The 24,437-nt window shown below is 65.8% G+C and carries 26 protein-coding genes, 3 tRNA genes and 2 pseudogenes; 18 read left to right on the top strand and 13 right to left on the bottom strand.

The features are described from left to right. Window positions 1-185 (bottom strand): annotated as a pseudogene (locus ACYQ0J_RS13460) (IS982 family transposase); the annotation flags it as partial. A 141-nt stretch (window positions 186-326) separates the two neighbouring features. Between ACYQ0J_RS13460 and ACYQ0J_RS13455 the strand changes: the two are divergent. Next, window positions 327-863, top strand: coding sequence for an XRE family transcriptional regulator (locus tag ACYQ0J_RS13455; RefSeq protein WP_460172613.1), 537 nt, complete (start codon window positions 327-329; stop codon window positions 861-863). Window positions 864-876: 13 nt separating this feature from the next. Beyond that, window positions 877-1,608: a sulfite exporter TauE/SafE family protein gene (locus tag ACYQ0J_RS13450; RefSeq protein WP_460172612.1), complete on the top strand. Its 732-nt coding sequence runs from the start codon at window positions 877-879 to the stop codon at window positions 1,606-1,608. A 107-nt stretch (window positions 1,609-1,715) separates the two neighbouring features. Here the strand turns inward: ACYQ0J_RS13450 and ACYQ0J_RS13445 are convergent. Next, window positions 1,716-2,162, bottom strand: a pseudogene (locus ACYQ0J_RS13445) (transposase); the annotation flags it as partial. Between ACYQ0J_RS13445 and ACYQ0J_RS13440 the strand changes: the two are divergent. Beyond that, entirely contained in the window at window positions 2,149-2,316 is a 168-nt protein-coding gene (locus ACYQ0J_RS13440; RefSeq protein ID WP_460172614.1) for a hypothetical protein, read from the top strand. The pseudogene ACYQ0J_RS13445 and the gene ACYQ0J_RS13440 sit on opposite strands and share 14 nt — an antisense overlap. Window positions 2,317-2,575: 259 nt before the next feature. Here ACYQ0J_RS13440 and ACYQ0J_RS13435 read toward each other — a convergent pair whose 3' ends face one another. Next, on the bottom strand, window positions 2,576-2,770 hold the full coding sequence (locus ACYQ0J_RS13435) for a type II toxin-antitoxin system HicA family toxin (protein ID WP_460172611.1): 195 nt from the start codon (window positions 2,768-2,770) through the stop codon (window positions 2,576-2,578). Next, window positions 2,770-2,991: a DUF1902 domain-containing protein gene (locus ACYQ0J_RS13430; RefSeq protein ID WP_460172610.1), complete on the bottom strand. Its 222-nt coding sequence runs from the start codon at window positions 2,989-2,991 to the stop codon at window positions 2,770-2,772. Before ACYQ0J_RS13430 ends, ACYQ0J_RS13435 begins: the two co-directional genes overlap by 1 nt. Window positions 2,992-3,028: 37 nt before the next feature. On the opposite strand from ACYQ0J_RS13430, the gene ACYQ0J_RS13425 reads away from it, so the two are divergent. The 10 genes from ACYQ0J_RS13425 (at window position 3,029) to ACYQ0J_RS13380 (ending at window position 10,490) form a co-directional block, all read left to right on the top strand. Next, the gene (locus ACYQ0J_RS13425) at window positions 3,029-3,781 is read left to right on the top strand and encodes a hypothetical protein (protein WP_460172609.1); all 753 of its coding nucleotides are present in this window, start codon (window positions 3,029-3,031) and stop codon (window positions 3,779-3,781) included. Window positions 3,782-3,850: 69 nt separating this feature from the next. Next, window positions 3,851-4,066, top strand: coding sequence for a hypothetical protein (locus ACYQ0J_RS13420; protein WP_460172608.1), 216 nt, complete (start codon window positions 3,851-3,853; stop codon window positions 4,064-4,066). Window positions 4,067-4,075: 9 nt separating this feature from the next. Continuing rightward, window positions 4,076-4,963 carry a bifunctional DNA primase/polymerase gene (locus ACYQ0J_RS13415; protein WP_460172607.1) on the top strand — a complete coding sequence of 296 codons (888 nt, stop codon included), beginning with the start codon at window positions 4,076-4,078 and terminating at the stop codon, window positions 4,961-4,963. Further along, window positions 4,960-6,741: a hypothetical protein gene (locus ACYQ0J_RS13410; protein WP_460172606.1), complete on the top strand. Its 1,782-nt coding sequence runs from the start codon at window positions 4,960-4,962 to the stop codon at window positions 6,739-6,741. Before ACYQ0J_RS13415 ends, ACYQ0J_RS13410 begins: the two co-directional genes overlap by 4 nt. Continuing rightward, on the top strand, window positions 6,738-7,103 hold the full coding sequence (locus ACYQ0J_RS13405; RefSeq protein ID WP_460172605.1) for a hypothetical protein: 366 nt from the start codon (window positions 6,738-6,740) through the stop codon (window positions 7,101-7,103). Before ACYQ0J_RS13410 ends, ACYQ0J_RS13405 begins: the two co-directional genes overlap by 4 nt. A gap of 240 nt (window positions 7,104-7,343) precedes the next feature. Then, window positions 7,344-7,592, top strand: a complete 249-nt coding sequence (locus tag ACYQ0J_RS13400) for a hypothetical protein (protein WP_460172604.1) — start codon at window positions 7,344-7,346, stop codon at window positions 7,590-7,592. A 452-nt stretch (window positions 7,593-8,044) separates the two neighbouring features. After that, complete coding sequence (locus ACYQ0J_RS13395; protein WP_460172603.1) at window positions 8,045-8,440, top strand: hypothetical protein; 396 nt, start codon at window positions 8,045-8,047, stop codon at window positions 8,438-8,440. 48 nt (window positions 8,441-8,488) lie between these two features. Next, window positions 8,489-8,692 (top strand): hypothetical protein, encoded by a 204-nt coding sequence (locus tag ACYQ0J_RS13390; RefSeq protein WP_460172602.1) that lies wholly within the window; start codon window positions 8,489-8,491, stop codon window positions 8,690-8,692. 417 nt (window positions 8,693-9,109) lie between these two features. Beyond that, window positions 9,110-9,331: a hypothetical protein gene (locus ACYQ0J_RS13385; RefSeq protein WP_460172601.1), complete on the top strand. Its 222-nt coding sequence runs from the start codon at window positions 9,110-9,112 to the stop codon at window positions 9,329-9,331. Next, window positions 9,309-10,490, top strand: coding sequence for a tyrosine-type recombinase/integrase (locus tag ACYQ0J_RS13380; RefSeq protein ID WP_460172600.1), 1,182 nt, complete (start codon window positions 9,309-9,311; stop codon window positions 10,488-10,490). Before ACYQ0J_RS13385 ends, ACYQ0J_RS13380 begins: the two co-directional genes overlap by 23 nt. Window positions 10,491-10,568: 78 nt before the next feature. Here the strand turns inward: ACYQ0J_RS13380 and ACYQ0J_RS13375 are convergent. The 3 genes from ACYQ0J_RS13375 to ACYQ0J_RS13365 all read right to left on the bottom strand — a co-directional run bounded on the left by ACYQ0J_RS13375 (window position 10,569) and on the right by ACYQ0J_RS13365 (window position 10,803). After that, window positions 10,569-10,645 (bottom strand) — tRNA-Val (locus tag ACYQ0J_RS13375). A gap of 1 nt (window position 10,646) precedes the next feature. Next, window positions 10,647-10,721: transfer RNA gene (locus tag ACYQ0J_RS13370), tRNA-Glu, on the bottom strand. A gap of 6 nt (window positions 10,722-10,727) precedes the next feature. Then, window positions 10,728-10,803 (bottom strand) — tRNA-Lys (locus ACYQ0J_RS13365). Between the two features lie 123 nt (window positions 10,804-10,926). Here ACYQ0J_RS13365 and ACYQ0J_RS13360 point away from each other — a divergent pair. Genes ACYQ0J_RS13360 through ACYQ0J_RS13340 form a run of 5 tightly spaced genes read left to right on the top strand, consistent with a single transcriptional unit; the run spans window position 10,927 to window position 15,080 of the window. Further along, window positions 10,927-11,721: a cytochrome c oxidase subunit II gene (locus ACYQ0J_RS13360; RefSeq protein WP_460172599.1), complete on the top strand. Its 795-nt coding sequence runs from the start codon at window positions 10,927-10,929 to the stop codon at window positions 11,719-11,721. 10 nt (window positions 11,722-11,731) lie between these two features. Further along, a complete protein-coding gene (locus tag ACYQ0J_RS13355) occupies window positions 11,732-13,474 on the top strand; it encodes a cytochrome c oxidase subunit I (RefSeq protein ID WP_460172598.1) in 1,743 nt (580 codons plus the stop codon). After that, a complete protein-coding gene (locus ACYQ0J_RS13350; RefSeq protein ID WP_460172597.1) occupies window positions 13,467-14,048 on the top strand; it encodes a cytochrome c oxidase subunit 3 family protein in 582 nt (193 codons plus the stop codon). The genes ACYQ0J_RS13355 and ACYQ0J_RS13350 overlap by 8 nt, the downstream gene beginning before the upstream one ends. A 9-nt stretch (window positions 14,049-14,057) precedes the next feature. Next, window positions 14,058-14,732, top strand: a complete 675-nt coding sequence (locus ACYQ0J_RS13345; RefSeq protein WP_460172596.1) for a cytochrome c oxidase subunit 3 — start codon at window positions 14,058-14,060, stop codon at window positions 14,730-14,732. Window positions 14,733-14,741: 9 nt separating this feature from the next. After that, a complete protein-coding gene (locus ACYQ0J_RS13340; protein ID WP_460172595.1) occupies window positions 14,742-15,080 on the top strand; it encodes a cytochrome C oxidase subunit IV family protein in 339 nt (112 codons plus the stop codon). Window positions 15,081-15,222: 142 nt separating this feature from the next. On the opposite strand, the gene ACYQ0J_RS13335 is transcribed toward ACYQ0J_RS13340, so the two are convergent. The 6 genes from ACYQ0J_RS13335 to pgi all read right to left on the bottom strand — a co-directional run bounded on the left by ACYQ0J_RS13335 (window position 15,223) and on the right by pgi (window position 24,269). Beyond that, a complete protein-coding gene (locus tag ACYQ0J_RS13335) occupies window positions 15,223-15,930 on the bottom strand; it encodes a hypothetical protein (protein ID WP_460172594.1) in 708 nt (235 codons plus the stop codon). Between the two features lie 61 nt (window positions 15,931-15,991). Next, window positions 15,992-18,367 (bottom strand): cytochrome c oxidase subunit I, encoded by a 2,376-nt coding sequence (ctaD, locus tag ACYQ0J_RS13330; RefSeq protein ID WP_460172593.1) that lies wholly within the window; start codon window positions 18,365-18,367, stop codon window positions 15,992-15,994. Between the two features lie 13 nt (window positions 18,368-18,380). Further along, entirely contained in the window at window positions 18,381-19,394 is a 1,014-nt protein-coding gene (gene coxB / locus ACYQ0J_RS13325) for a cytochrome c oxidase subunit II (protein ID WP_460172592.1), read from the bottom strand. 12 nt (window positions 19,395-19,406) lie between these two features. Further along, entirely contained in the window at window positions 19,407-21,230 is a 1,824-nt protein-coding gene (locus tag ACYQ0J_RS13320; RefSeq protein WP_460172591.1) for a heme o synthase, read from the bottom strand. A gap of 138 nt (window positions 21,231-21,368) precedes the next feature. Continuing rightward, a complete protein-coding gene (gene pckA, locus ACYQ0J_RS13315) occupies window positions 21,369-22,958 on the bottom strand; it encodes a phosphoenolpyruvate carboxykinase (ATP) (protein ID WP_460172590.1) in 1,590 nt (529 codons plus the stop codon). 24 nt (window positions 22,959-22,982) lie between these two features. Beyond that, window positions 22,983-24,269 (bottom strand): glucose-6-phosphate isomerase, encoded by a 1,287-nt coding sequence (gene pgi, locus ACYQ0J_RS13310; protein WP_460172589.1) that lies wholly within the window; start codon window positions 24,267-24,269, stop codon window positions 22,983-22,985. Window positions 24,270-24,437 lie beyond the last annotated feature (168 nt).

Here is a 24,437-nt window from a genome sequence, read left to right as displayed (position 1 = left end):
AAGAGGCCGAGGTCTTTGGCGAGGGCCAGGGCCTTGTTGTGCTTGCCGCCGAACTCTAGGGCGGCAAGGAGGGCGAGGGTGAGGATGGCGGAGGCGGGCGTTTTGGCTTGGGGGTCATCCTTGTAGCCCATGGCTTGCAGGGCGTCGTCTATAATGCAAAAGGCCGCTATGAGACGGGAAAGCATAGCGGCCACTATTTTTTCAGATCCAGGGGATAGGTAGCAACTTGGGTTAGTATATAGTTGCCTCATGACGACGCTGGACCGGGCGGAGGTGGGAGAGGCCCTGAGGAGCAGCGAAAGAAGCTGGGGCTGACCCTGGGAGAGGTGGCGCGGGCCGTGGGCACCTCGGACGGGTACGTGTGGAAGCTGGAGCAGGGGCTCATCAACCTCCAGAACGTGCCCCTGCCGAAGATCGGGGGGCTCCTCAAGGTGCTCCGGTGGACCCCGGAGGAGTTCACCCTGGCCACCGGGGTGCCCCTCCCGGGGCTCTCGGAGAGGGCGGGGGTAGACGGGGAGGCCGCGCCGGGCGTCCCCCTCTACAAGGTGCCCGTCTACGGGGAGGAGGAGGTCCACCTGGTCCTGGGGCTCCCGGGCCTGACGGCCCTGAGGCACGGAAGTTGGCTCTACCTCTTCCGCCGGGGGGAGCCCCCGGAGCCGGGGAGGTCCTGCGTGGCCGAAGGGGAGGAGGGGGCCTTCCCCGGGGAGTACCTGGGCCTGAACCCCAAGCGCTCCCACCTGGTGCGCACCTTGGACTGCCCCGGGGGGATCGGGGACCTGCCCAAGGGGGCCTGGAGGAAGGTCCACCGGGTGGTGCTGAGGAAAGGTGGATTTGTGCTTTCTTTGGAGGGCAATCGTGGGTAACGCAACTTTCATCATGATCATCGGCCTGGCCGTGCTATCCATCGCCTCGGGCATGCTTGGCTTGGGCGTGGCGTTCGCAGCGGTACCGTTTCTCGGTTTCTTCCTGCACGACCTTGTGCATGAGGTACAGCCGCTTTCCCTGTTCCTGAACGGCATCACGGCGCTGTTCTCGCTGTTCGGATTTGCGCGCAGCGGACTGGTAGCGTGGCGGCCGGCGATCCTGCTCGCCATCGTCACCACGCTGGGCGCACCGTTCGGTTCGTGGCTTGCTTTACACGTGGATGCACGTTTTTTGTGGACATTCTATTTCGCTGCCGTTGCCTTTCTTGCGTGGCGCATGTTCCTGCCGGAGAAGCCTGGCACTGCCTACGCGGATGAGCCCAATTTGAAACTGGCGCTGCTGCTTGCTGTACCGATCTCGGTCACAGCGGGTATGCTCGGCGTTGGCCCTGGTTTTCTGCTGATGCCCACGCTCATCCTAGTTGGATTTGAACCAAAACGTGCAGCCGCCACCAATGCGCTTGCGGTCACACCACCTTCTTTCTCGGCGCTTATCCCGCATATCGCCACGGCCAAAGTCGATCCGCCGCTGGCCGCGGCTCTGATCGTTGTGGCCGCGATGGGCTCGTTCTTGGGTGCGCGCATCACCAGTTTGTATGTGCCTGGCAAGCGCTTGAAGCAGGGCTTTGGCGTGCTGATCGTGGTGATGACGGCCTACAAGCTTCTCCAGATTCTTTCTAAGTAGGCCCTTGGTCCAGCGTTTGCGAAACTCATGTATCTTGCTCCCGAGGGAGGGGCAACCGCCTTTTACCCCGGGCCCTCAAACCCGCAGTTTTGATGCTGCTTTTCTTGTCAAGCAACCTGTTGGCTTAGCCGAGTGGCGTAGTAGTCCCTGAGCCTTCCCATCATCCCTGAGCAGCTTGTGCGCCACGGCGAGAAGGGCCTGCTTCTTTCTCTTTCCCCGAGAAAGCAGGCGTTTGTAGACGGCCCGCATCCCCGGGTCATGCCGCACCGCCACCAAGGCCCCCATGTAGAGCTTCCTGCGCAAAAGCGGGGGGCCTTTCCTGGAAAGCCGGCTCCTCGCCAGGCTCTTCCCCGACTCCTCCCGCTCCGGGATCAGCCCCGCGTACGAGGCCGCCGCCTTGGCCCGCCCCCAGAGGTGCCGGGGCAAAAGGGCCAGGACCGCCGCCGCCACCTGAGGCCCCTGCACGCAAGCCAGCTCCCTCCGGAGCAGGGGAAGGACCTTCTGGCTCCCGCCCACTCCGCCGCTCCCATCTGGTTCAGGATGGGCCTCACCCGCGTGGTCCGGGAGACCAAGAACCCCAAGCTCGCCGCCGCCCTCGCCGGCCACAAGAGCCTCGCCGTGGCCCTCCAGCACTACACCTGCGTCTCCGAGGAAGACCTCAAACAGACCCTCCGCCACCTCGACCCCCTCGGCAAGGACAAGGGGTAGTCAAGGGGTAAGAAGACGAGCCCCGGGGAAAAACCCCGGGGACTTCTCACGTCCCTGACGTGGTGGGCGGCAGAGGATTTGAACCTCTGACCTCTCGCTTGTAAGGCGGGGCTAGAATGCCCTCAATCTTCCGAAAATGCCCGTCCGTAAGGGGTTTTCTCCGATGGCGTTTCTTGGAATACACCGCTAAATACGGGTACTTCCGGCCCCATAAGCCCCCCGATAAGCCCCCCGGTCTTTGGAACTTTTCAGGACTCCATCAAAACCTTTTCGGCAATCCCGCCTGCTTGAGTACGCCGTTAGCGGTGTGGCGGGACTTTATCTTGCCGTCCACCACAAACTTGCGCCCCGTGATGGGGCTGTACCAGATTTCATGGTCCCCCCTGCCCTGGCGCACGGGGTAGCACCCCGCTTCCCGGAGGAGGCGCTTGACCTCGGGGGCGTAATCCGCCATCAGGAAAGGGCCAGGGGCCGGGTGGCCTCGAGGTGAAGCTCCACCGGGGGCTCCACGGCCACCCCGTTCTCCTCCATAAGCTCCGGCACCATCACCGCGAGCTTGGCCAGAAGCTCCTCCAGGGTGGGGGCCTCCGTGGCGAGGCCGGGCACGTCTTCACTCTCCGCTACCCACACCCCCGCCTCCCCGTCCCATACGGCCAGCACCTTGAGGGTGCGCATACCCGTAGGATACCGCAAGAGGGCGTATGCTGTGGGTATGGAGTACGCTGGGCGCTGGCGTAGGTGGAACGCCTGGCGCTATGTCCTTCACGCTGTGGAGCGAATAGCGCCGGAGGTCCTGGAGGACCTGGCCCGGCTGGCACCGGTGTACCGGGAGGCCGCCCCTCAAATGGACCGCCCCGGGTGGTACATCTACGACTGGGAAAGCCTGGAGGAGGCCATAGAAACTCTGGAGGGCATACCTAGCCTTGAAGAAGCCTTGGTGAGGCTGAGGGACCTCCGGGAAGCGCTTCTCGCCTGGGCAGGAAGGTGGAACCTGGTCCACCCCGAGCCCCTGAGCTGGGCCCTGGAAAATCTTCGGGTGTGGGCTCAAGCGCCGGACCTCGGAGGCAAACCTCTGGTCTACACCAGCCCGATGGTGGACGTCCCTCCACCGCCTCCCTTCCGCCCGCCGGAGTTTTCCCCACCGGTGTACGGGACAAAGGGGGGAAGCTGGCCCGAGGTGGAGGCCCGCCTCCGCCAAGTTTTTGAGGAGTGGCTAGAGGAGTACCGGGCCCTGTACGAGGAGTGGGCCCTCCCTCATCGGGAGTTGTGGAAGCATGCCCATTGGTGGGTAGCCCACAAGGTGAAGGGGTGGAGCCTTCGCACCCTGGCCAAGAGGGCGCGACTGGAAGGGCTGGTGGACAAGGAAGGGCGCGTCCTGCTTGAGGAGGCCAGCCCGAGCGCGATTGCCAAGGCCATAGCCCGGCTTGAGGAAAGTCTTGGTATAGCCCACACTCCCAGCATGTGAACCCCAGCACTTATGTTCACCTAGGAGGCCCCCTTCCTAGGTGAACGGGCTGACCGCCACCCTGGGGGCATGAACGAGTTTGGAAGGGCAAAACTCCTCACGGTGGCGGAGCTTAGGGAAGTTTTGGGACCTGACCGGGTGGGGCGGGACCTGGCGTATCAGGTTGCCCGGAAGTACGGGGTGCGGCTCGGGAAGCGGCTCCTGGTCCCCTCCCGGGTGGTGGACGCCCTCTTGGAGGGCCGCCTGGAGGAGCTTACCCCCGGGGAGGAGGCCCGGGGGCGGTAGGAGGTTGCCGTGGCGGCTACGAGCCCATTCTACCCCGCCGCCATCCGCTACGCGCGGCTGGGCTACGCCATCCTGCCATTGGCCGAAGGCCAGAAGCGCCCTCACCCCCGACTGGCCCCGCGCGGTCTGCGGGACGCTACCCGGGACCCCGTGGTCATCGCGGCGTGGTGGCGGGCCTGCCCGAGGTGCGGGGTGGGGCTCCTGCCCCCGGAGGGGGTCTTGGTCTTGGACGTGGATGGCCCCGAGGTTTGGGAGGCTTTACGCCGGGATTTTCCTGAACTTGACCAGGCTTCCCGCCAGAAAACACCAAGGGGTGGGGTCCACGTCTTCCTCCGGCTTCCCGAGGGGGTGAGGCTTTCCGCCTCCACCCGGGCCCTCGAGGGGGTGGACCTCCGGGGCATGGGGCGGGCCTACGTGGTGGCCGCGCCTACCTCTCTTCCCCATGGCCGCTACGAGTGGGAGGTGCCTTTGGTGGAGCCTGAAGGCCTCCCCCCGGTGCCCACGCCCCTCCTGGCCCGGCTCCTCCCCCCGCCACCGCCCCCCAGGGAGGTGTGGACCCCGGTGGAGGGAGCCAGCCCAAGACGGCTCCAGGCCCTCCTGGCCAGCTACGCGGAGCGTGTGGCCCGGGCTCCCGAGGGTAGTAGACACAACACCCTCCTGGCCTACGCGGTGGCCGCCTTCGGCCTGGTGGGCCACGGGCTCTCCCCCGAGGAGGCGGAGGCCTCCCTGATGCAGGCCGCCCTGGCCTCGGGATTGCCCGAGCGGGAGGCCATGGAGGTCCTGCGCTGGGCGCGGCAAGTGGGAGAGGCCAAACCCTTGCCCCTTGAGCCCCCCAAGACCCCCGAGCCCCGCACCTACCGGGGCCGCGTCTACGCCCGGCTGAGGAGGTGGGCATGACCTTCCAGGACCTCCTCAAGATGGTGGAGGGGGCCAAGGCGGAAACCCTCCCCGCCCTCCTCCCCGAGCTCTTCAAGGCCGTCTACGAGGGGGGCTTCCTGGATACCGAGGTGGAAAGCCTCTTCCTGGCCCTCAAGAAGAAGACCGGGGTGAGCGTGGGGGCCCTCCGCAAGGACTGGGCCCGCTACCGGGCCACGCGGGACGCCCAGGCCCGGGAGGAGGCCGCCCCGCCCCTGACCCCGGAGGCCCTGGAGGCCGCCCGGGAGCTCTCGGAGGACCCCGCCCTCCTCCACCGGGCCATCCGCACCCTCGGGGAGCTCGGGGTGGTGGGGGAGGAGGAGAACCGGGGACTTCTCTACCTGGCCCTCCTCTCCGCCCGAACGGAAGCCCCCATCAGCGTCCTGGTCAAGGGGCGCTCCTCCTCCGGCAAGTCCTTCCTGGTGGGGACGGTCCTGCGGCTCATCCCGCCCCGGGGCTACTACGAGCTCTCCAGCATGAGCGCCAAGGCCCTGGTGTACGCGGATTTGGACTTCCGCCACCGCCACCTCATCCTCTACGAGGAGGACGGCCTGGCCTCGGAGGAGGTCCTGTACCTGGTGCGCACCCTCCTCTCCGAGGGGCAAATCCGCTACCTGACCGTGGAGAAGACCCCCCAGGGGCGCATGGCCGCCCGGGAAATCCTCCGCCCCGGCCCCACCGCCCTCATCACCACGCTCACCAAGGGGCTGACCAAGGAGGACAACGAAACCCGCACCTTCAGCCTCTACATGGACGACTCCAAGGACCACACCCTCCGGGTGGTCCAGGCCCTGGCGGAGCGGGAGGCCCTGGGGGCACGCCCCGAGGTGGACCCCGCCCCCTGGCACGCCCTCTACGAGGCCCTGCCCCGGAAGGAGGTGGTGGTGCCCTACGCCCCCGCCATCGCCCGGCTCCTGGAGGCCCAGGACCTCCCCGAGGACCTGACCCGCCTCCGCCGGGACTTTGGCCGCTTCCTGACCCTGGTCAAGGTGGTGGCCCTCCTCCACCACGCCCGGAGGGAGGAGAGGGGCGGGAAGCTGGTGGCCACCCTGGAGGACTACGCCCTGGCCTATCACCTGGCCGCCCGCCCCCTGGCCCGGAGCGTGCACACCGTGAGCCCCCAGGCCCTGGCCCTGGCCGTGGCCGTGCGGCAAGTCTACGAGGACAAGGTGGAGGAGGCCAGGGAGAAGAACCTCCCCGAGGGGGCCGTGGCCGTCTACGTGAAGGACCTGGCCCGCCATCTCCGCTGGGCCAAGCGCACCGTGCACAAGTGGGTAGACCTGGCCGAGGCCGCCGGGCTGGTGGACGTGCAGAGGGACGGGAACCGGCTGGCCCTCCGGCCCGTGGAGGGGGCCCCCCTGGAGGAAGCGGCCTTCCGCCTCCTCCCCGAGCCCGAGCGCCTGGCCCGGGAGCTCAGGGAGGGGGGGCGCTACGTGCACCCCATCACCGGGGAAACGTGCGCGCTCTATCTTCCCGAAACCGCGTGCACGTTCTCCCCAAAAACCGGGGAGAACCCCGTCCTGGACGAGGAAAACCAACGCGCACGCCACGCGCACGACCGCGCACGCCCACCCGAGGAACCCCGTCCTGTAGGGGGAAAACCCCGTGCGCGTTCAGAAGTCCCTTCCCCATCGCAAGACTCGGAGGAACGCGCACGCCCTGACCTGGCGGAGGTGGTCCAAGGGTTGGGGGGGCGCGTCTTTCACATCACCGGCTCCCGCCCCCGGCCCGAGGAGGACGAGGTGGAGGTGGAGCTGTGAGCCCGTGGCGGAAGCTCATCGCCCTGGCCCCGGAGCTCGCGGCCAAGGTGCGCACGACGCGCCCGCCCAAGCTCCGGGTGGTGGCCGATGGCCGGGTGCTCTACTGGGCCCTGGCCGTGCCCGGGGAGGTTGCTTCTCCGTCAGGAGAACACATTGAGGACCTGGAGGCGCATGGGATGTGGCCCGGCCAGAACGCCCCGAGCCTGGAGGCGTGGCTCGTGGAGCGCTTGACCTTCCTGGAGGGGGGGTGGCCCGGGGTCAGGGAGGTGGAGCTCCTTGGCCTCTGGGCCGGGGACCCGCCCCGTCTTGAGCCCATCGCCCGGGCCCGGGTGAAGAGGCGGGTTGAGGAGGTGGGGGCGTGAGGCGCGTGCGCGTTTTGCCGGGAGCGCCGTCCCGCACGAGAAAATCAACGCGCACGCCCTTTGTCCCGTTCAGGACGGCATTCCGGGGAGTGGCGTGCGCGTCCATGCGCATAGCGTGCGCGATGGTTTTACCCGTCCTGGAGGGCGTTTTCCCGCGTTTTGAGGGGGAACGCGCACGCGCTTTCGGGGAGATAGCGCACGCGAAAAGGACCCCCCGGCTGGGGCGGGAGGAGGTGGCCCATGCGCCCCGTTGACGCCCTGGCCCGCTACCTGTGGGAGGAGGGGCTGGACGTGTCCACCACGCCCTGGGACCCCCCGGGCCACCTGGTGGTGCGAGACGGGGACTATGCCCGGCTCTTCACCCCGGGGGAAGTGGTGGCCCTAGCCGCCGCCCTCCTCGCCCTGGGGCAGATGGACGAAAAGGGCCGCCCCCTGGCGAAACGGCCCATAACGGACCACTTGGAGGTGGCTACCCCCCGGGGGGTGTGAGGGAGGAACCATGACCGGGACGGCAAAACCGCCACTTGAAGAGGGTGCGGGACCGCCGGAGGTCCCGTACCCCGAGCCCGGCCCTGAAGACCCCTCCCCTCTTCATGCCGTGGCCCGGTGGGTAGCGGCCATGTGGCCCTGGGCCAGGTTTGGGGGCATCACGGCCCGGATGTGGCCCCACCTCGAGGGGAGGACCCTCCGGGAGGGGGTTGACCTTGGCCCCCTCGGGGTGGTGTGGACTGACCCGCCCAAGACCCTGTGGATGTGGGAACCGAGGCGGGGCGATTGAGGACGGGAGAACCAAGCAGGTTAGGCAAGGAGGTTAGAGGATGGGAAGGATAAACCTTAGGGCAGCGCTTGGGCTAGGAGGACGCGGCCCCCTCCCGGGAGAAGGACGCGGCCCGGGAAGACCCTGGGAGGGGATTGCGGAAAGGACCCCTCAGGTTTGGGCCGTGTGGCTTGCCGAATACTGGCGCATGAAGACGGGCCGCCCCCTTCCCGAGAGGCCGCCCCTCTCCCTTACCTACGGGGAGCAAGAGGTGCGGCTGGTGGGGGTCAAGCGCCCCTTTGGCGTGGAGTGGGCCTTCCTCTGTCCCGGGTGCGGAGGCGTGCGCCGGGTGTTGTACCTGACCCGCCGGGGGCTCCTCTGCCGGAAGTGTGGGAGGCTCGGGTACCTCTCCCAGGCCAGGAAGAAGGGCCAGCCCTTGGAGCTAGGGCTACCCCTCTGGGGGCGCTATGCCCTGAAGGGGCTCCCTGAGGCCCTGGCCCAGGACCTGGCTAAGGACATGCGGGAGGGACTGGAGGCCATCTTCTCCCGCTTGGGGATGAAGGCGATTGAGGTGGGTTGAGCGCTACTTGGTAGACTTTGGCCAAGGGAAGAAAGAAAGGAGGACCCCATGAAAGAGGAAAGGCTCACCGGAGCAAAGGGTGAAGACGCTTACGAGGAGCGGGAAACCCCAGTTTATGTCGTCTACTTCAAGGATGAGGATGGAAACGTGGTAAGGGCGGTGGGTTTTGCTCCGGAGGCTCTTGAGCTGGCTAGGGAGTTGGCCAAGAAGTACGGGGGCGAGGTGTGGGAGGTTTATACGGGAAGTTTCTAAATGGGCCAGCCGCACTTGCGCTCTACCGCAAGGGGGGTGTAGACTAGGGTCTAACCCACCGGGTTGGGCCTGGGTTCCCGATAGCCCGGTGCAGGACGCGCGGCCCTCCAGGGGGCCGTTGCCCCGTTTTTAGGACTACCTGGGATAGGGGCAAATGGCGCAACACCGTGTCGTTATCTGTCCCCCCAAAAGGTTTCGCAACATAGCGCAACGGGTAGGTTCTCTCATCAAAGTTGAGTCCGGTGATGAAGAACCAGCGGAAACAGTTTCCGCTGGTTCTTCCGCATCCGTAGAAGGCGATTTGAGCGCCGATGACTCACCCCTCCCCCGAGCGCACCACCCCCTGGGCTCCTCCTTCGCGAAACTTATCTTTCGCGAATGAACACGCGGCCCGCGTGGTAGGTGTAGGATAGGGACATGCGCAAACCCCCTCCTTTAGAGGTGCGCCTTAGGACCCTGGGCGTGGAGCCCCTGGGCCCGGGGGAGCGTTCAGAGAAGGTGCGCGTGCGCGGCCCGGAGGAGCTTTTCCAGCTTCTTGAGCATCTTAGCCCGAAGCAGAGGGGGGAAGCCCTCATGGCCGGGCTCAAGGTTTTGGGATGGGCGAAGGAGGTGAAGGATGGCGAAGGGAAGGAGGGGTAAGGGCGGGGGCACGACCTACTACGACCCCGCCAAGGAGAAGTGGGTTGCCGAACTGAGGTGGGTTGACGAGCTTACCGGGAAGCTGGTCAAGCTTCGCAGGTACGCGGCTAGCCGCCGGGAAGCGGAAGCCATCCTGGGGGAGCTAACCGCCCAAAAGGCCCGGGGGCTCCTCTCCTCTCCTTCCCGCCTCACGGTGCGGGACTTCGCCCTGGAGCACTTGGCCCGCAAGGAGCGGGAAGGGGTGCGGCCCAACACGCTTCGGCTCCTTCGCCACGAGCTGGCCTATGCCCTCCCTTCCCTCAAAGACCCCCAGGCCCATGACCCCCTGGGCCGCATGCCCCTGCAGAAGGTGGCCCCCGCCCATATCCGGGCGGTGGTGGACGCCCTGGCAGAACGCTACGCCCCCAGGACGGTGAAGAAGGTGGTGGGGCACCTTCGGGGGCTCTTCCGGGAAGCCCTGCACCTGGAGCTTGTAGCCAGGAACCCCGTGGAGGCGGTGCGGGTGCGCTTCCCTAACGAGGAGAGGGCCGCAAGGGCCCTGGAGCCCTCCGAGGTGGCCCGCCTCCTCGAGGCCGCCGAAGCCTCCAGGTCCCAGGACATGGCCCTCCTCCTCCGGCTCATCCTCTCCACGGGGCTGAGGAGGGGGGAAGCCCTGGCCCTGCAATGGCAGGACATAGACCTGGAGCGCGGGGAGGCGCGGGTGTGGCGAGCCTGGGCCAAGGTGGGCGACCGGGGGGAGTTTACCGCCCCCAAGACCCCGAGGGCCCGCCGGGTCATCCCCCTGCCCACAGACCTCATGGCCCTCCTCCGGGCCCGAAAGGAGGAGCTACTGGAAAAGCTCACCCCGGAGGAGGTGGCCGGGCTCTTCCTGGTGGGCGGGAATAAGCCGGTGGACCCTGACGCCTTCAACCACTACCTGCGCCGCCTGGCCCAGAAGGCGGGGCTTGGCCGGGTGAGGGTCCACGACCTCCGGCATACCTGGGCCACCCTGGCCCTCTCCCGGGGCATCCCCCTGGAGGTGGTGAGTGAGCGCTTAGGCCACGCCTCCCCCACCATCACCCTGAGCACCTACCGCCACCTCCTGGAGGAGGAGCGCCGGGGGTACGTGCTGAACCTTAGCGAACTTCTAGGAAGCCCCAAGACAAGACCCCAGGCTTAACCCCCATAAGCCCCCCAATAAGCCCCCCAAAGGCTTTCCCCCCACGCTACCGTGGGGGGAGGCTTTGTGTCCCTGACGTGGTGGGCGGCAGAGGATTTGAACCTCTGGCCTCTCGCTTGTAAGGCGAGCGCTCTGACCAACTGAGCTAGCCGCCCATGGTGACCCCAGGGGGAATCGAACCCCCGTTTCGGCCTTGAGAGGGCCGCGTCCTAACCGCTAGACGATGGGGCCTAACTTTGGTGGGCCGTGCAGGATTCGAACCTGCGACCTACCGATTAAAAGTCGGTTGCTCTGCCAGCTGAGCTAACGGCCCCACAGCCTTAGTGATTATAGGGGAAGGGGGAAGCCCTGTCCAGGTAAGGGGGCGGGGTCTTTAGGGACAAATGTCCCTTCCACTTGCGGTAGCATCCGGTGCTACCCTAAAAGAAGGGGGACAATGCAGCGGGCTTTCTTGGCAGTAGCCCTGGCGCTTATGGTGCTCGGTGCCGTGGGGTTAGCCCTGGTCCGGCCCTGGTGGTTCACCCCCTTGGCCTCTAACTGGAGTTCCATAGACCAGATCATCCTTCTTTCCCTGCTGCTTACCGGGTTAGCCTATGCCGGGGTCAATCTCTTCCTAGCTTTCTGCGTTTACCGCTACCAAAAGGGTCCAGCCCAGTACATTCCCGAAGAGCGCACCTTAGAGCGAAGGCTTATATGGCTCACCACCCTAGGGATCGTGATCCTCCTGGCCCCAGGGCTTTACTTCTATGCTCACCTGGTCCACCCCCCTAAGGTGGGGGTCACAGTGGAAGTACTCTCCCAACAATGGCTTTGGAGCTACCGTTACCCGGGGCTGGACGGGAAGCTAGGGAGGGCCACCGTCCAGAAGGCCTCCCCCGCCAACCCCTTCGGCTTAGACCTCGAGGACCCCGCCGCCCGGGATGACATCGTGGTCATCGGGGGCCCCCTGCGCCTGCCTTTGGGAGAGCCCGTCCTGCTTCTCCTCCGTGCCAACGATGTAATCCATAGCTTCTACGTGCCCGAGTTTCGGGTGAAGATGGATACGGTCCCCGGCATGGTAACCCGCATCTGGTTCACCCCCACCACCCTCGGCCAGTTCCAGGTGATTTGCGCCGAGTACTGCGGCATCGGCCATCCTCGGATGCTGGGCCAGGTTCTGGTACTGAGGCCCGAGGAATTCCAAGCCTGGCTGCAGACCCAGCCCAGCGTGGCCCAAACCCTGGGCCAGTAAGGAGGAGCCCATGGAGTTCCCCGGTTACCACGATCACCGCATCGGTCCCGAGCCGCGAAGCTTCTGGAGCCGCTATATTTTCAGCCAGGATCACAAGGTCATCGCCATTCAGTACACAGCTACCGCCCTCCTGGTGGGTGCTATCGGCATGGCCCTCTCCTGGGCCATGCGTCTGGAACTCGCTTTCCCGGGGACCCTGGATACGGGGCGTTACTACCAGGCCATGACCCTCCACGGCATGATCATGGTCATTTACCTGCTCACCGCCTTGCTCCTCGGGGGCTTCGGCAACTTTCTAATCCCCCTGATGCTGGGGGCTAGGGACATGGCCTATCCCTTCGTCAACATGCTCTCCTACTGGGTCTACCTGCTCTCGGTCCTGGTCCTTTTGGCTTCCTTCTTCGTCCCCGGGGGACCCACGGGGGCAGGTTGGACCCTCTATCCGCCCCAGGCCATCACCCGGGGTACCCCGGGGTACGACTGGGGAATCGTCCTTATGCTGGTCTCCCTTCTTCTCTTCATCGTGGCCGCCACCATGGGCGGGCTCAACTACGTGACCACCGTGCTGCAGCTCCGGACCAAGGGCATGACCCTGATGCGCATGCCCCTGGCCATCTGGGGCATCTTCATCGCCTCCATCATGGCCCTCCTAGCCTTCCCCGCCCTCTTCGTGGGTGGCGTGATGATGCTTCTTGATCGTACCCTGCATACCAGCTTCTTCATGCCCGCGGTGATGCAGTTCGGCCAGCGCCTGCCCTACGAGGGGGGAAGCCCCCTCCTCTGGCAGCACCTCTTCTGGTACTTCGGCCACCCGGAGGTTTACATCGTCATCCTGCCCGCCATGGGAGTTATCTCCGAGCTGGTCTCCGTACACGCCCGCAAGCCCATTTTTGGCTACGGGATGATGGTGTTCTCCCTGGTGGCCATCGCCGCCATCTCCTTTCTCGTCTGGGCCCACCACATGTACACCAGCGGCATGAACCCCTACTTCGGCTTCTTCTTCGCCACCACCACCTTAATCGTGGCCATTCCCTCGGCCATCAAGACCTATAACTGGTTGCTCACCCTCTGGCGGGGAAAGATCCAGCTCACCGTCCCCATGCTCTTCGCCATCGCCTTCCTCAACACCTTCGTGGTGGGGGGGCTCACCGGCCTGTTCCTGGGCAATGTCATCGTGGACTTTCCACTCCAGGACACCTACTTCGTGGTAGCCCACTTTCACATGGTGATGGGGGTGGCAGCCATCGTGGCCATCTTTGGAGGCATCTACCACTGGTACCCCAAGGCCACGGGGAGGATGCTCAACGAGACCCTGGGTCGGATCCATTTTTGGGTTACTTTCCTGGGCACCTACCTCATCTTCTTTCCCATGCACTTCCTCGGTCTCCTAGGGGTACCCAGACGCTACAGCACCTTTGAGGGCCTCACCTTTGTTCCCCCCTCGGTCCACGCCCTAAACGAGTTCATCACGGTGGTAGCCCTTCTCGTGGGCGCAGCCCAGCTCCTTTTCGGCTTCAACCTCGTTTACTCTTACTTCCGGGGGGCCAGGGCCCCGGATAACCCCTGGCGGGCGGCCACCCTGGAGTGGCAGGCCCCCACGCCCCCACCCCATGGCAACTGGGGGCACGAACCGCCCCCCGTGGTCTACCGCTGGGCCTACGAGTACAGCCCCCCCGGAGCCCAGGAGGACTTTATCCCCCAAAACACCCCTCCTGTGGTGGCGGGGGGCGGAGGGGAGGAGGACTGTGCCTAGGGTGGTGGAAAGGCCTAAGCCCCCCATAGACGGGCCGGGAAAGGGCCTCGGCGGGGAAGAGAACGGGGGAACCTTTCCTCTAGCCCCGGGGGAAGTGGGTCTTTTGGTCCTTCTCGCCGCCATCACCAGCCTCTTCGCTGCCTTGGTGAGCGCCTACCTGGTGCGCCAAGGGCTTCCTGACTGGCAGGCCCTACCCAAGCCTTCCCTTCTCTGGTTCAATACCCTTCTGCTCCTCTTGGCCAGTCTGGCCCTGGAAAGGGCCGCCCGGCAGGAGGCTTGGGTCAAAGCTAGGCCCTGGGCCTGGGCCGGTGGATTTCTGGGGCTGGGGTTCCTCTCGGGCCAACTCCTGGCCTGGGAGCTTCTGCTCCGCCTGGGCTACGCACCCGCAGGCAACCCTGCCAGCGCCTTCTTCTACCTGGTCACCGGCCTCCACGGCCTACACCTCCTGGGCGGCGGGGTAGCGCTGGCCTGGACTCTGGCCCAAAAAGGCCGGGGCCTCCGGCTTTGCGCCTGGTATTGGCACTATCTTCTGAGCGTTTGGCTCCTGCTCTTCGCCCTTTTCCTTTGGACCTAAGGAGGCAGCATGGAGGATAAAACCCTGCGCTTGCCGCGTTTCCTCGAGGCCTTGGTGGGAGACTGGGGGAGCGACCTCTCGGCCTTCAAGGTGGTCTGGGCCAAGGCCATGATGTGGATCTTTCTCCTCTCCGACACCTTCATCTTTGGTTGCTTCCTCACCGGTTACGCCGCAGCCCGCCTCTCCGCCACCATGCCTTGGCCAGACCCCGGCAAGGTGTTCGCCTTGCACCTCGGCGAGCGTGAGGTGCCCCTCCTCCTCATCGCCATCATGACGGTGGTCCTGATTAGCTCCAGCGGCACCATGGCGATCGCCGTCTACCACGCCTATAGCCGCAACAAACCCCTTACTGCCCTCTTCCTCTCCTTCACTGCCCTCTTGGGCCTCAGCTTTGTGAGCATGCAGGCCTACGAGTGGACCCACCTCATCAAGGACCTGGGCTTCCGTCCCTGGGGCAACCCCCTGGGGGCTCCCCAGTTCGGCTCCTCCTTCTTCATGCTCACCGGCTTCCACGGCCTGCATGTCACCGCTGGGGTCATCTACCTGAGCGCGGTGGCCCTACGGGTTCTCCGGGGGGTCTACGACCGGGCGGGGAGCTACGTAGGGGTGGAGGTCGCAGGGCTTTACTGGCACTTTGTGGACTTGGTATGGGTCTTCATTTTCGCCTTCTTCTACTTGTTCTAGGAGGTTGGCATGGGCCACGGCAGGGAAATTCAACGGGGCGAGCAGCACCAGCCCATCGGCACCTATCTGGCGGTCTGGGGGCTCCTCTTTGTGCTCAGCACCCTGTCTTATCTCCTGGACTACTTCAAGGTGGAACCCTTGGGCTTAAGGCGCTTCCTCATCACCGCCTTCGCCCTCCTCAAGGCGGGTCTGATCGTGGCCTTTTTCATGCACCTGCGCTTTGAGCGGGTGGGCTTGATCTACGCCATTCTCCTGCCTCCCCTGCTCCTTTTGGCGCTGGTGGCCATCCTCCTCCCCGAGGGGCAGTATGTGGCGACGGTGCGGCACATCTTCTTTGGCGGCCCTTAGCCTGGCCCTGGCCCACCACACCGAAACCCACCTCACGGACCTGGGTCCCGCGTGGTGGGGGGTCTTGATCATGGCCCCCGTTCCCTTCCTCCTGGTGGGAGGAGCCATCGGGTACCTCCGGTGCCGGAGGCGCAGGTAAGGCTCAGGAGCGCCGTAAGCCCCTTAAGGACTCCAGGAAGGCCAGGCCAAAGGCTTCCTCCCGGGCCCTCCGCTCGAGCGCGGCGAGGTCCAAGGGCCTGGGCCCCAGGGGTTCCAGGCCCACCTTGGGCAGGGGGGCTTCCTCTAAAAGGGCGAAGAAGGCGGCGTCCGCCCAAGGGGGCACCCAGGCCCCGCTGCGGCATAGGAAGACCCGATGGAAAACGCCTTCCACCCTTCCCCCGGGGTCCACCTCCCGGGCCACGGGCACCTGGGGCTCGGGCTCCAAAGAAGGGTCCCGCCAGGAGGGGTAGAAAACCCGAAGCCGCGCCCCCTGGCGGTGATAGAAGACCATCCAGTCGTCGCAGGCGGGCTCCTCCCCCAGGGGACGGTAGCCCGCATCGTGATGGGCGTCAAAAAGGACCACCTCCTCTACCCCTTCCCGCACCTCGGGATGGAAGGCCAGGGCGTTGGAGTCGGCGTAGTAGAGAACCGCTCCTAAAGCGAAGGTGAAGCGCCCCCAAAACCCCTCCCACCCCCGGGCCTGAGGCAGGGGAAGCCCCCGGAGGAGGAAGCTAAAGGCCCGCTCCTCCCAGGCCTCCCCGAGGTAATAGGGGGTTTCAAACTGGGCCCAGGCGTAGAGAAACGCCTGGGGATCCCCAGGGTCCTGGGGGACGGGGAAGAAGTAATCAAAGTCCACCACCAAAAGGCGCATCCCTTACTCAAGAAATAGCAAAGCCCCTGCCCGAAGGCAGGGGCCTCATGGGGGAACAGGGTTACCAGATGTAGAAGAGGGTCACGATGAAAAGCCACACGGCGTCCACCAGGTGCCAGTACATGCTGGCGGCCTCGAGGGTCCCGTGGTTGTGCAAGGTGATCTTGCCCCGGAGGGCCTGGAGGTAGGCCAGGATCAGGCCAAAGCCCCCGATCACCACGTGCAGCCCGTGGAGGCCCACGATGGTGAAGAAGGCCGCCGTCCAGAGGTTCTCCTGCCAGGAGGAGTGGTGGTGGAACTGGTAGAACTCCCAGGACTGGACCAGGAAGAAGAGGACGCCCAGAAGGATGGTGATGAGGAGGCCGAAGCGGAAGGGGCTGAAGCGGCCCCGCCTGAGGTCGTGGTGGGCGAAGTGGACGGTGAAGGAGGAGCTCACCAGGAAGAAGGTGTTGAGGAGGGCCAGCCAAAGGGCGGGCCTCTCCTCAGGGGGCGTGGCCGCCCCGGAGAGGCGCAGGTAGAGGTAGCCCGCGATGAGGATGGCGAAGAGGCCCACCTCCGAGACGATGAACCAGGCCATCCCCATCCAGGCGTTGGACTTGCCCGAGAGGGTGTGGTGCTCCACGGGGTGGCTGTACTCGTCCTCCAGGGCCCAGCGCACGAGGCCATAAGCGAAGAGGGCCAGGAAGACCCACATCCAGACGTTGGGCACGGACAGGGCGGCCACGGAGACGAAGAAGGCGAAGAGGGTAGCCGCCGAGTAGAAGGGCCAGAAGGAGCTGTTGGGCAGGTGGATGTGGCCCGGGTCCTCGGGCTTGAGCTCCACCCCCTTCTTCTTCCAGTCGTAAAGGGGCCTTTCGGAGGGGAACTCCGCTGGGAGCTTCACATCAAAGTTGTGGGCCTTGGGCGGGGAGCTGGTGAGCCACTCCAGGGTGTAGCCGCCCCAGGGGTTCTCCGGGGCCTTGGGACCGGAGCGCAGGCTCTTCCACATGGCGTAGATCCAGACCAAGCCGCCCAGGCCCAGGATAAAGGCGCCCACGGTGGAGATGAAGTTCAGCTCGGGCCAGCCGGCGATGTCGGCGTTGTAGGTGTAGTAGCGCCGGGGCATCCCCAGGAAGCCCAGGGCGTACTGGGGCAGGAAGACGAGCAGGTAGCCCACCAGGAAGAGCCAGAAGTGAAGCCTCCCCAGGCGCTCGTCGTACATGCGCCCCGTCATCTTGGGCCACCAGTAGTACAGGCCGGCGAAGGCCCCAAAGCCCGACCCCGCCATGAGCACGTTATGGAAGTGGGCCACCACGAAGTAGGAGTCGTGGAACTGGTAGTCCAAGGGGGTCATGGAGAGCATGACCCCCGTGATCCCCCCCAGGAGGAAGTTGAAGATGAAGCCCAGCACCCAGTAGAGGGGGGTCTTCATCTGGAGGTGCCCCCCCCACAGGGTGCCGATGAGGTTGAAGAGCTTCACCCCCGTGGGCACGGCGATGAGGGCGGTGAAGAAGGCGAAGGCGATCTGGAAGATGGTGGACTCGCCCACGGTGAACATGTGGTGGGCCCAGACCATGGTGCCCAGCACCACGATGCCCATCTGGGCCCAGACCATCTGCTTGTAGCCGAAGAGGGGCTTCCTGGCGAAAGTGGAGGCCACCTCGGCCAGGATGCCCAGGTAGGGGAGGAGCATCACGTAAACCGTGGGGTGGGAGTAGAACCAGAAGAACTGCTGGAAGAGAACCGGATCCCCGCCGATTTCGGGGTTGAACCAGGTGAGGCCGATCTTCCGGTCCAGGAGGACGAGGAGGGTGGCGGAGGTGAGCCCTGCCAGGGAGAAGAGGTTAAGGACGCTGGCGGCGAAGATGCTCCACACGTACATGGGCATCTTCCACATGCTCATCCCCCGGGCCCGCAGGTTGTAGATGGTGGCGATAAAGTTGGCGTTGCCCAGGAGGCTGGAAAAGCCCAGGAGGAGGATGGCTACCATGTAAAAGCTCACCCCGCTCCCCGACTGGACGGAGAAGGGATAGTAGAAGGTCCAGCCCACGCTGGGCGCCCCACCGGGGAAGAGGAAGCTCATGAGGGCAAGGATAATGGCCCCCAGGAAGGCCCAGTAGCTAAACGCGTTCACCCGGGGCAGGGCCACGTCCCGGGCCCCCAGCATGAGGGGCACCACGAAGTTGCCAAAGCCGGTCAGCCCGGCCTGGATGATGAAGAAGAAGAGCATGGTGGCCCCGTGCAGGGTGAGGACCTGGTTGTACTGCTCCCCGGTGAGCAGGTGGTTGTTGGGCACCGCCAACTGCGCCCGGATGAGGAGGGAGAAAACCCCCGCCAAGGCGAAGGCGAAGAAGGCGGTGGCGGTGTACATCAGGCCGATCTTCTTGTGGTCTACGGTGGTGAGCAAGTCCCAAAGGACCGCCCACACGCCAGCCCTGGGTTTGGTCGCGATCGCCATCCTTCTATCCTCCCTAGAACCTGGGCAGGGCCTTGAAGTCCAGGCCCTCCACCCTAAGCCCCTCCAAATAGCGCACCAAGGCGTTCAGGTCTTCCTCGGAAAGCTGGGGGAAGCCAGGCATTTTCGTCCCCGGCTTCATGGAAGCGGGGTCCTTGATCCAAGCCTTCAGGTGCTCTGGGGTGTTGTCCACGATACCCGCCGCCAGGCTGGTGCGGTTGCCGAAGAAGCCCAGCTCGGGGCCGATGACCGCCGGGGGCATCTGGCCCTGCACCCCGTGGCAGGCCATGCAGTTCTGCTGGAAGACCTCCTGCCCCCGGGCATCGGCCACGGGAGGGGTGTAGCCCTTGGCGGCCTCGGCGAAGCGGGCAAACTCCTCCTCGGGTAGGACAATCACCCGGAAGAGCATGCGGGCGTGGCTGGGCCCGCAGAGCTCGGCGCAGAAGCCGTAGTAGTTGCCCGGCTTCTCCGCTACAAACCTTATCCGAGTCTTTTGTCCCGGAATGGCGTCCTGCTTGCCCACAAGCCCCGGCACCCAGAAGGAGTGGATCACGTCTTTAGAGGTGACCTCCAGCTCCACGGGCACACCCACCGGCAGGATGAGCTCGTTGGAGTTACGGAAGCCCAGCCCGGAATAGTTGAAGTCCCACCAGAACTGGTAGCCAGTGACCTCCACCTTCATGGCCCCGGGGATGGGCTGGTGCACCAGGATGAGGCTCCGGGCGGTGAGGCCAAAGAGGATAAAGATGATAAGGATGGGGATCACCGTCCAGACCACCTCCAGCCGGTCGTTGCCGTGGATCTGCGGGGGTTCCCCCTCCTGGCCAGGCTTGGCCCGGAAGCGGAGGGTGATGTAGGCCAAGGCCCCCGCCACCACCCCGAAGATGAGCACCGAGAAAACCAAGACCCAGACCAGAAGGAAGTTGGTCTCCCGGTTGACGGGGGAGAAGGGGTGGGTGATGGCCACCCGGTGGGCCTCCTGGGCCAGGGCCAGACCAAAAAGACTGAGCGCCGCCATGCCTTTCTTCATCCACTTCCCTCCCTAAAGCACCCGATCCACCGCCATGGCCACGAACAAGAGGGCCAGGTAGAGCATGGAGTACTTATACAGCGAAACCGCCGTCCTCCGCTCGGGCTGGCGGTAGAGGGCAAGGCTCTTAAGGATAAGCAAACCGTTAAGGGCGAGGCTGAGGAGGAGGTAGACCAGGCCCAGCTCGCCCAGAAGCAGGGGCATGAGGGAGATCAGGGCGGTGAGGACCGCGTAGAGGGCGATCTGCATCACCGTGACCCGCTCCCCCAAGACCACGGGCAGCATGGGCACGCCCACGGCCCGGTAGTCGTCCTGGATCATGAGGGCCAGGGCCCAGAAGTGCACCGGGGTCCAGAAGAAGATGAGGGCGAAGAGGTACCAGGCGAAGAGGCTCAAATCGCCCGTCACCGCCGCCCAGCCCACCAGGGGCGGGAAGGCCCCCGCCGCCCCCCCGATGACGATGTTCTGCCAGGTGCGCCGCTTCAGGTAGAGGGTGTAGACCAGCACGTACCAGATAAGGCCCATGAGGGCCAGGGTGGCCGCGAGCAGGTTCGCCCCCCACCAGAGGAGGAAAAAGGCCGCGAGGGCCAGGAGCAAGGCGAAGAGGAGGGCATCCCGGCTGGAAATCCTCTGGGTCACGGTGGGGCGCTTGGCGGTGCGCCGCATGCGGGCGTCTATATCCCGGTCCACCACCATGTTGATGGCGTTGGCCGCTCCCGCCATCATGTACCCGCCCAGGGCCACCGCCAGGAAGAGCCCGGTTCCGGGCCAACCCCTGGCGGCGATGAACATGGCGAAGAGGGTGGTGAAGAGGAGGAGGCTGATGACCCGGGGCTTGGTGAGGGCCAGGTAGTCCTTCCAGGTGGCCCCGCCCGTGCCCCGGTGCACCTCCTTAGCCCCAGGCCCCTCCCCCAGCTCCACCCGCCTGGCCCCCTGGGCTAGGGCCGCCGCCAAAAGGAGGACGAAGACGAGCCAGACCGCATAGGCCAGGAGAAGGTGCAGGAGTTGCATCCCCACCGGCGCCTTGAGCCAGACGTTCACCAGGCCCACCAGGAGCTGGAGGCCGTAGAGGTAGGCCAGGGCCTGGGCCAGGCGTACGGTGTGGAAAGAGGGGCGAAGGTGGGCCACCAAAAAGCCGGCGAAGACCACGTAAAGCCCCACGCTCACCGCGATCAGGGGGTGGAGGACCCTTAGGCGCACCAGGAAGTGCTCCCCCGGGGTCAGGGAGCGCTCCAGGGCCTCGAGGGTGTTCCGCACCGGGAAAAGCAGATCCCCGAGGGCGGTCACCGCCCCGCTCATGCCCAGGAAGAGGAGGGCGAAAAGCCCCAGGAAAAGGGCCACGCCCACCGCCCCCTGTCCCCTTAGGCGCAAAGGGCTCCCCCCGGAGGCCCACCAGGCGGTGAGGGCCAAGGAGGCCAGGAGGAAGTAGGTGTTGGCCAGGTGGATCATCTGGACCACGGCCCGGGCCGCGCTCACGTTGTGGGCCGTCCAGCCGAAAAGGACCAAAGAAGCGCCCACCAGGCTTTCCGTCACCATGAAGAGGAAGGAAAGCCCAGCCCCCAGCCGCGCGGGGTGCCCCTTGGGGAGAAGGCGGAGGGCCAGGAAGAGGAGGAGGAGCACGGAGAGGAAGGCAAGCCCCGAGGTGGCCCGGTGGGTGAACTCTATGAGGGTCTCCGCCTGCGGGCTCCTCGGGATGATCTCCCCGTTGCAGGTGGGCCAGTGGGAGCCGCACCCAGCCCCCGAACCCGTGGCCCGCACGTAGGCGCCCCAAAGGGCCACCAGGATGTTCCACAGGAGGACCCCCCAGGCGTAGTGGCCGAACCGTGCTTGGATCATACGGACCCCGTCCCCCAGACGGTAACGCTTACCATTCTGCCAGAAGGGGTCGGCCCGGGGTGAAGTACATTTGTCCCTTCCATTTCCGCCACCTAGGAGCCTAATACCCCCAGGCCCTATTTGCAAGGGCCGGAGCCCCTACCCCACCCGCGGCCCGGCCCGGCGCACCGCCTCTTCTACCCCATCGGCAAACCTCTGGAAGTTTTCCTGGAAGAGCCGGGCCAGCCTCCGGGCCTGGCGCTCATAGGCCTCCTTGTCCGCCCAGGTGGCCTGGGGGTCCAGAAGCTCCTGGGGAACGCCCGGCACCTCCAGGGGCACCTCAAAGCCGAAGACGGGGTCCCTGCGGTAGGGGACCCCCTCGAGGGCCCCGGAAAGCGCCGCCTGGAGGAGGGCCCGGGTCACGGGCAAGGGAAAACGCCGCCCCACCCCGTAAGGCCCCCCGGTCCAGCCGGTGTTCACCAGGTAGACCCGGGGCGCGTGCTTTTGGATCTTCTCCCCCAGCATCCTGGCGTACACCCCGGGGTGCATGGGCAAAAAGGGCGCCCCGAAGCAGGCGGAGAAGGTGGCCTTGGGCTCGGTGATCCCCCGCTCGGTGCCCGCCACCCGGGCGGTGTAGCCGGAGAGGAAGTAGTACATGGCCTCCTCCGGGGCAAGCCGGGCGATGGGGGGAAGGACCCCATAGGCGTCGGCGGAGAGGAAGAAGATGGCCTTGGGGTGGCCTGCCATCCCCGTTTCCACCACGTTCTCCAGGTGGGCGATGGGGTAGGAGGCCCGGGTGTTTTCCGTCTTGGTGTCGTCGTCCCACTCCACCCGGCGGCTTTCCGGGTTCACCACCACGTTCTCCAGGATGGCCTCAAACTGGTTGGCGGCCTTGAAAATGAGGGGTTCGTGCTCCGGGGAAAGGCGGATGACCTTGGCGTAGCATCCCCCCTCGAAGTTGAAGACCCCCTCCTCGCCCCAACCGTGCTCGTCGTCCCCGATGAGGGGGCGGTGGGGATCGGTGGAGAGGGTGGTCTTGCCCGTGCCGGAAAGGCCGAAGAAGACGGCCACGTCCCCCTCCCTCCCCACGTTGGCGGAGGCGTGCATGGGAAAGACCCCCTGCTTGGGCATGAGGTAGTTCATCACGGTGAAGATGCTCTTCTTGATCTCCCCGGCGTACTTGGTACCCAAGATGAGCACGAGCTTTCTTTGAAAGCTGATGCCCACGAAGACCTCGCTTCGGGTGCCGTCCCGGTCGGGGTCCGCCAGGAAGTTAGGGGCGTGGACCACGGTGAAGCCGGGGGTGAAGCGCTCCACCTCGTCGTCATCGGGGAAGCGGCGGGGCAGGAGGAACATGTTGCGGGCGAAGAGGGCGTGCCAGGGGCTTTCCGTGACCACCCGCACCGCCAGGCGGTGGCGCTTGTCGGCCCCCGCGTAGAGGTCCTGGACGTAGAGGTCCTGCTGGGAAAGGTACTCGGCCACCCGGGAGAGGAGGGCCTGGAAGGCCTCCGGGGCAAAGGGCTGGTTCACCTCCCCCCACCAGATATCCCCCTCCACCTCGGGCTCCCGCACCACGAACTTGTCCCTGGGGCTTCTCCCGGTGTAGGGGGTGGTGTCCACCACCAGGGCCCCCTTGTGGGCCAAAAAACCCTCCCCTCGGGCCAGGGTGTGCTCCACCAGGACGGGGGAAACCGTGTTCCAAAAAACCTGTTTCTTGGGTTGGATGCCAATATAGCTCAGGCGGTCCATACGGGCCTCCTAAAGTAGAGGATATCACGAACTTATTTCCACGCTTCCATCGGCGAAACCCGGCCGACCCAAGAGGGCGAAGGTGAGGCGTTTGCCCAGCTCCACCCCGGGCTGGTCAAAGGCGTTGACTCCCCAAAGCTCCCCCAGGATGGCGGTCTGCCACATGAGGTGTTGCAGGAGCCAACCCACCGCATAGGGGGACACTTGGGAGAGGTAAAGGGTGTAAACCGCCTGGCCCGCCTCCGCCAGGGCCCGGTAGGTGGCCTCGGCCTCGGCCCTCAGGAGCTGGAAGAGGCCCTTGCCGAAGAGGTAGCCCGCCTCCCCCTCGAGGCCCTCCACCCGGGGCAGAAGGAGGTCCTCCGTGGGGCCCTCGGGGACCAGGAGCTGGATGAGCTTGTCCCGGGGGCCCTCCCGGAAGAGCTGCACCTGGGCGTGCTGGTCCCCGGGGCCCCGGGCGGGGACCGCGGTGGTGCCCACCCGCCTTCCCTCCCGGTCCAGCTTGCCCAAGGACTCGTCGTGGAGCTGGACGAACCAGGCGGGGAGGTGCTTAAGCCGCTCGGAGTAAACCATGAAGACCACCACGGGCAGGTGGCGGTGGAGGTGCTGGATCAGGGCGGTCTTCAGGGGGAGGCTCGCCTCCAGGGGGGCCAAGGCGGTTTCGTTCGCCTTCCGGGCCCCCATGAGGAGGGCGTCCAGGTCGGCCCCCGCGAAGGCCAGGGGGAGGAGCCCCACGGGGGAGAGGACGGAGAAGCGCCCCCCCACGTTTTCGGGGATGGGGAAGGCCACCAGGCCCTCCCGCTCCGCCAAGGCCCTGAGCGCCCCCCGCCGGGGATCGGTGGTGAGGACCAGGTGGCGCCGCCAGGCCTCCCCCAGGTGGCCCTTCAGCCAGTCCAAAAAGACGAGGAGGGCGGCCAGGGTCTCGGCGGTGGCCCCCGATTTGGAGATGGCGTTCACCAAGGTCTTGCCGGGGTCCAGGGTGCGGAGAAGCCTGAGGACGGGCTCGGGCTCCACGTGGTCCACGTAGTGGAAGCGAACGCCGCTTTCGTTGAAGGCGGCCTCCAGGGCCTTGGGCCCCAGGGCGCTTCCCCCGATGCCCAAGAGGACGAAGTCCTCCACCCAAGGGTTGGCCTCCCGGTAGCGGCGGACCTCCCTCAGGGTCTCCGTGTCCTCGGGGAGGTCCATCCAGCCCAGCATATTCCCCGGGTCCTGGCGCTTTTTTAGGAGGCTTTCCCGGGCTTCCAGGAGGAGGGGGGCGTGGCGGCTTAGGGCCTCCGGGAAGTCCTGGAGGAAGCGGGTGTCCAGGCGGAGCATGGGCTCATCTTACCCCTTCCCCCGGGGGCCCTCCCTTCCACCCCGGGGCCAGCGCGGGGGCTGTGGCGGGCGTCATCGCGAAAGGGAAGGGAAGGGCTTATCCTGCTGCCATGGCCAGGATGGAGCCTTTCGCCCTTGGGGCGTGGGAAGCCCGCCCTTCCGGTGGCG

The sequence above is a fragment of the Thermus sp. FJN-A genome (assembly GCF_054655095.1).
The sequence above is the reverse complement of the archived record's forward strand: the minus strand, read 5'-3'. Positions and strand labels throughout refer to the sequence as shown.

Bases quoted from the DNA above. Each gene is read 5' to 3' on its own strand.
- ACYQ0J_RS13360 (WP_460172599.1), top strand. From the start codon at position 10,927: ATGCAGCGGGCTTTCTTGGCAGTAGCCCTGGCGCTTATGGTGCTCGGT.
- ACYQ0J_RS13430 (WP_460172610.1), bottom strand. From the start codon at position 2,991: ATGCGCACCCTCAAGGTGCTGGCCGTATGGGACGGGGAGGCGGGGGTG.
- ACYQ0J_RS13400 (WP_460172604.1), top strand. From the start codon at position 7,344: ATGCGCCCCGTTGACGCCCTGGCCCGCTACCTGTGGGAGGAGGGGCTG.
- ACYQ0J_RS13420 (WP_460172608.1), top strand. From the start codon at position 3,851: ATGAACGAGTTTGGAAGGGCAAAACTCCTCACGGTGGCGGAGCTTAGG.
- ACYQ0J_RS13425 (WP_460172609.1), top strand. From the start codon at position 3,029: ATGGAGTACGCTGGGCGCTGGCGTAGGTGGAACGCCTGGCGCTATGTC.
- ACYQ0J_RS13385 (WP_460172601.1), top strand. From the start codon at position 9,110: ATGCGCAAACCCCCTCCTTTAGAGGTGCGCCTTAGGACCCTGGGCGTG.
- ACYQ0J_RS13440 (WP_460172614.1), top strand. From the start codon at position 2,149: ATGGGCCTCACCCGCGTGGTCCGGGAGACCAAGAACCCCAAGCTCGCC.
- ACYQ0J_RS13410 (WP_460172606.1), top strand. From the start codon at position 4,960: ATGACCTTCCAGGACCTCCTCAAGATGGTGGAGGGGGCCAAGGCGGAA.
- ACYQ0J_RS13450 (WP_460172612.1), top strand. From the start codon at position 877: ATGATCATCGGCCTGGCCGTGCTATCCATCGCCTCGGGCATGCTTGGC.
- ACYQ0J_RS13380 (WP_460172600.1), top strand. From the start codon at position 9,309: ATGGCGAAGGGAAGGAGGGGTAAGGGCGGGGGCACGACCTACTACGAC.
- ACYQ0J_RS13355 (WP_460172598.1), top strand. From the start codon at position 11,732: ATGGAGTTCCCCGGTTACCACGATCACCGCATCGGTCCCGAGCCGCGA.
- ACYQ0J_RS13435 (WP_460172611.1), bottom strand. From the start codon at position 2,770: ATGGCGGATTACGCCCCCGAGGTCAAGCGCCTCCTCCGGGAAGCGGGG.
- ACYQ0J_RS13345 (WP_460172596.1), top strand. From the start codon at position 14,058: ATGGAGGATAAAACCCTGCGCTTGCCGCGTTTCCTCGAGGCCTTGGTG.
- ACYQ0J_RS13340 (WP_460172595.1), top strand. From the start codon at position 14,742: ATGGGCCACGGCAGGGAAATTCAACGGGGCGAGCAGCACCAGCCCATC.
- pgi (WP_460172589.1), bottom strand. From the start codon at position 24,269: ATGCTCCGCCTGGACACCCGCTTCCTCCAGGACTTCCCGGAGGCCCTA.
- ctaD (WP_460172593.1), bottom strand. From the start codon at position 18,367: ATGGCGATCGCGACCAAACCCAGGGCTGGCGTGTGGGCGGTCCTTTGG.
- ACYQ0J_RS13335 (WP_460172594.1), bottom strand. From the start codon at position 15,930: ATGCGCCTTTTGGTGGTGGACTTTGATTACTTCTTCCCCGTCCCCCAG.
- ACYQ0J_RS13390 (WP_460172602.1), top strand. From the start codon at position 8,489: ATGAAAGAGGAAAGGCTCACCGGAGCAAAGGGTGAAGACGCTTACGAG.
- ACYQ0J_RS13320 (WP_460172591.1), bottom strand. From the start codon at position 21,230: ATGATCCAAGCACGGTTCGGCCACTACGCCTGGGGGGTCCTCCTGTGG.
- coxB (WP_460172592.1), bottom strand. From the start codon at position 19,394: ATGAAGAAAGGCATGGCGGCGCTCAGTCTTTTTGGTCTGGCCCTGGCC.
- pckA (WP_460172590.1), bottom strand. From the start codon at position 22,958: ATGGACCGCCTGAGCTATATTGGCATCCAACCCAAGAAACAGGTTTTT.